4 protein-coding genes are annotated in these 4,006 nt (G+C 65.1%); 1 reads left to right on the top strand and 3 read right to left on the bottom strand.

Annotation, left to right across the window (positions count from 1 at the left end; translation table 11 throughout):
* Nucleotides 1–2,187: ATP-binding cassette domain-containing protein (locus tag WAN71_RS20155; protein ID WP_422227021.1), on the top strand; the 2,187-nt coding region annotated here is incomplete at its 5' end.
* On the opposite strand, the gene WAN71_RS20160 is transcribed toward WAN71_RS20155, so the two are convergent.
* From WAN71_RS20160 to WAN71_RS20170, 3 genes are all read right to left on the bottom strand, one after another.
* Entirely contained in the window at nucleotides 2,184–2,750 is a 567-nt protein-coding gene (locus tag WAN71_RS20160) for a methyltransferase family protein (protein WP_422227022.1), read from the bottom strand. The genes WAN71_RS20155 and WAN71_RS20160 overlap by 4 nt on opposite strands.
* A 7-nt stretch (nucleotides 2,751–2,757) precedes the next feature.
* Entirely contained in the window at nucleotides 2,758–3,501 is a 744-nt protein-coding gene (locus tag WAN71_RS20165; RefSeq protein ID WP_422227023.1) for a ParA family protein, read from the bottom strand.
* Nucleotides 3,498–4,006, bottom strand: a 509-nt coding sequence (locus WAN71_RS20170; protein WP_422227024.1) for a CHAD domain-containing protein, incomplete at its 5' end; no start/stop codon positions are given. The genes WAN71_RS20170 and WAN71_RS20165, both read right to left, overlap by 4 nt.

A 4,006-nucleotide genomic window follows, 5' to 3' on the forward strand; every position in this document is an offset into this window, starting at 1 on the left:
CATTGGGAGCAACCGGCACCGCCAGTCCCCTGGCCGCCGTCAACGCAGCCGCCGCCGGCCCCGCGCAAGCGGAAGGGGTTCGTCGAGGCGCTGACCGGCGCGATACAAAAACCGCGACCGCAGCGCCCCGAACCCCGGCCCCACGAGGCCGCGCCCACCACCGCGTTGCGCTGGCCGGATGCACCGGAGACACAGGCAGCAGAGCGACCGCCGGTTCCGCCGCCGCCTGCCATGCCGATGCCGCCGCAACCGCATCGCGTCGACCCGACAACGCATTGGGAGCAACCGGCACCGCCAGTCCCCTGGCCGCCGTCAACGCAGCCGCCGCCGGCCCCGCGCAAGCGGAAGGGGTTCGTCGAGGCGCTGACCGGCGCGATACAAAAACTGCGACCGCAGCGCCCCGAACCCCGGGCCCACGAGGCCACGCCAGACACACAGGCACCGGAGACAACGGCAGCAGAAGCCCCAGCCCCGCGAGCGGCGGTCAAGACCGGTCCGCTGGAGGCACGTCAGGTGCGGCTCAGCGTCGATGGCGAGCAGGTACTGGCGGACCTGTCCTTCACCGCTGAGCCGGAAACACTTACTGCGGTCATCGGGCACTCGGAGGCGAGCACAGCTGCTCTGGTCGACGTGCTGGGCGGAGCGGTGCAACCAAGTGTCGGCACAGTCCATTTCGACGGCCACGACGTTGCGGCCGATCACCTGCGGGCGCGCATCGGAGTCGTGCCGCGCTACGACCTGCTGCATCCCGCGCTGACCGTCGAGCAAGCGTTGGGCTATGCCGCTGAATTGCGTTTGCCGCCTAGCACTTCCGCTGATCACCGCCGCCAAAGCGTGCATCGTTCACTCAACGAGATGAAGCTGGACTTGCTGCGCACCGTCCAGGTCGGCAAGCTCACCGCCGAGCAGCGCAAGCGCGCATCGATGGCCATGGAACTGCTGACCGAGCCGTCACTGCTTGTCCTCGATGAGCCGACCGCCGGACTCAACGCGGCCGCCCACGGCGAGATGAGGGCGACGCTGCGGCGACTCGCCGACGAGGGACGTGTCGTCGTGGTGGCAACCACGTCACCGACCGACATCGACAGCTGCGACCAGGTCGTGCTCCTCACCGGGACGGGCACGCCGGCGTTTGCCGGATCGCCCGCGCAGATCGGCGCCGAGCTGGGCACCACCGACTGGGCGGAAATCATCGCGCGGGTCAGCACGGATCCGTATGGCGCACACGACGCGTATCTGGCCCGCCAGCCGGAGACCCCGCCTCCGGCCGCACCAACTCCGACCGCGGCGCCTGCCCGGGGGGCACACCTAAGTCGGTGGCGCCAAATCGTCATCGCGGCCCGTCGACAGGCCTGGCTCGTGGTCGGTGATCAGCGGTATTTCATTTTCCTGACCATCCTGCCGGTGCTGTTCGGCGCGATCTCGCTGCTGGTGCCCGGCCACGCCGGCCTGGGCCCGGCGAACCCGTACGGCAGCAGTCCCGACGAAGCCGTTGCGATCCTCGCCGTGCTCACCATCGGCGCCGTCGTCATGGGCACCGCGCTGGGCATCCGTGACCTGTTCGGCGAACGACGTATCTTCCGCCGCGAACAAGCCAACGGTTTGTCGGCGTCGGCGTTCGTGGCCGCCAAGATGATCGTCTACAGCTTTGTTGCCATCGTCGCGACCGCCATCATGACCACTGCCGCTGTGGTCGGCAAAGGCGCGCCCACTCAAGGCGCCGTGCTGCTCGGTGATGGCACGTTCGCGGCCGCCTTCGAGCTGTTCGTAATACTGGCCATCACCACCATCGTCTCGGCGATGGTCGCGCTCGCCTTCTCATCGCTGGCGTCTTACGTCGAGCAGATCCTCTTGATGGCCGTGCTGATCGTCCTGATTTCGGCGGTGTTCGACGGGGCGATGTTCCCGATCGGCGGCCGTTTAGGCTTGGAGCAGATCTCTTGGTTCGTGCCGTCCCGGTGGGGTTTCGCCGCCTCGGCCTCCACCGTCGATGTGCCCGCGGTAAATCTGCTGGCAGCCTCCGATGATTCGTGGACACACTCAACTGGCCGGTGGCTGTTCGATATGGCGATGCTGGTCGGCTTAGGCGCAGTGGCCACCGGGTCGTTGCGTTGGCGGCTGAGGCGGCCGGCACCCAGAAGTCGTCAAGCTAAAGCTGTTGTCGCACAACACGAACCGCAAAGCTAGACATATCGTCTCACCCGTCGGCAATAGACCGCGTACTCTTCGCCGTACTGCCCTCGCATGAATTCCTCTTCGCGCAAAACCTGACGATGGAAAAGCCAGGTACCCGCAACGAGGTAAGCCGAAGGAACCCAGTTCGGGAACACCAAGAATTGGCCCACCAGAACGAGAAACAGTGCGACGTAAATCGGGTTACGGCTCCATGCAAACACTCCGGTGGTGACCAGCTCGTCGGGACGGTCGACGTCGATGCCAACCCGAAAGCTCTTGCCGAACGAGATCAAGCTCGCCAGCAGCACGAGTAAGCCACCACAACACAATCCGACTCCGACCCAGGCCATAGCGTCGGACTGAAAGAACCTTCGGCCGCCGAGCAGCGGCCAACCGAACGCCGCGGCAAAGACGGTGTAGAAGTAGAACAGCGCGACCGGCGGAATGACAAAATCCGTCTTGTCAATGCTGCCGAAACGCATTGCGCGCGTTCCGGTCCTGCTCAAGAGCAAGACTCTGGTTAAGACCATGCCGATCAGCAGCACGATCGTCGCAGCGGCTAGGTATCCCGGCACGGCCGTCTTATCCGATCACTCCGTTCACCTCATACCACAGCGCTTCGTAGCACTTGGCTGCGACGCTGTATGGGGCGAACGCGGTCACCGGCGCCCGTTGTTCGGCCATCTGCTCGATGATCGACAGTGCCGGGATGGCCGTCCTCAAGATTCCCCGTCGTTCGGCCGACAACTGTTCCATCAGGTCGCGGTGCAGCCGCTTGCGCCCGTCCACCATCGAGAAGAACGCACACACCTGCGGCTTGCGGCCGTCGAAATCATTGACGAAGCCGGACAATTGATCGAATGTGCGCACCGATAGCGTGGCCGGAATCATCGGCACCAGTAGCGTATCGACCGCATGCAATACGTTCTCCGACAACAGCGAAATGCTCGGTGGACAGTCGAGGAAAACCACGTCGTATTCGTCCTCGAGCGGTCGCAGCAGCTGGTGAATCCGGCGGGTCGGTCGCGCCACGTCGTCAAGCTGTAAATCCATGTTGCGGTAGCGGAAATCGGCTGGCAGCAAGTCAAGCCCGTCGAAATCGGTGGCCTTGATCGCGTCGTCGAGCGATCGCGTGCCGTCGACCAGCGCTCGACTGCCGCCCTTGACTTTGGGCCGGACCCGGAAAAGATAACTGGCCGCGCCCTGCGGGTCCAGATCCCACAACAGCACGTTGTAACCGCCGCGCGCGGCGAGATGCGCAAGGTTGGCCGCGGCCGATGTCTTGCCGACACCGCCCTTGATGTTGTAGGTCGCATAGATTTTCATCGGCGCACCAGCGCCTTCACTCGGGCACGATTCTCGTTGGCCAGGAAGGGTTGCAGCCGACCCACCAGCGCCCCCCGCGCGTTGAGCTGATGTGCATCGAGCTGCGCAGCCAATTCCCCCATCGCGAGCACGGTTGCCGGCGGCGCGGCGCCCTGTTCCATCATTACCGCGGCAAATTCTCGGACGGCTTCACGCTGTACTTCGCCATCCTGGAAGTCGCCGAGCGTGTCCTGCAACGCCTTGAGCTCTTTGATCAGCGGGCGATACGGCCCGTCGGCACACAATGGCCGGAATACCTCGAGCAGATAGCGCAATTCCTTGCAGCGCTTCCGCAGTTCATGCACCTGCTCGCTCGGCGAGTCGGCCGTGATCCGTTTGCCGCGCCGCACCACCTTCCGGAACGCCCCGTCGATGCGTTGGCGGGCCAACACCGCGGCCGCCGGCCCGCCGTTGGGGTCAGCGATCACCTGCGCCAGCGCGGCGCGCCAGTCCCTCATCACTTGCT

This window comes from Mycobacterium sp., from assembly GCF_049280035.1.
Classification (GTDB): domain Bacteria; phylum Actinomycetota; class Actinomycetes; order Mycobacteriales; family Mycobacteriaceae; genus Mycobacterium.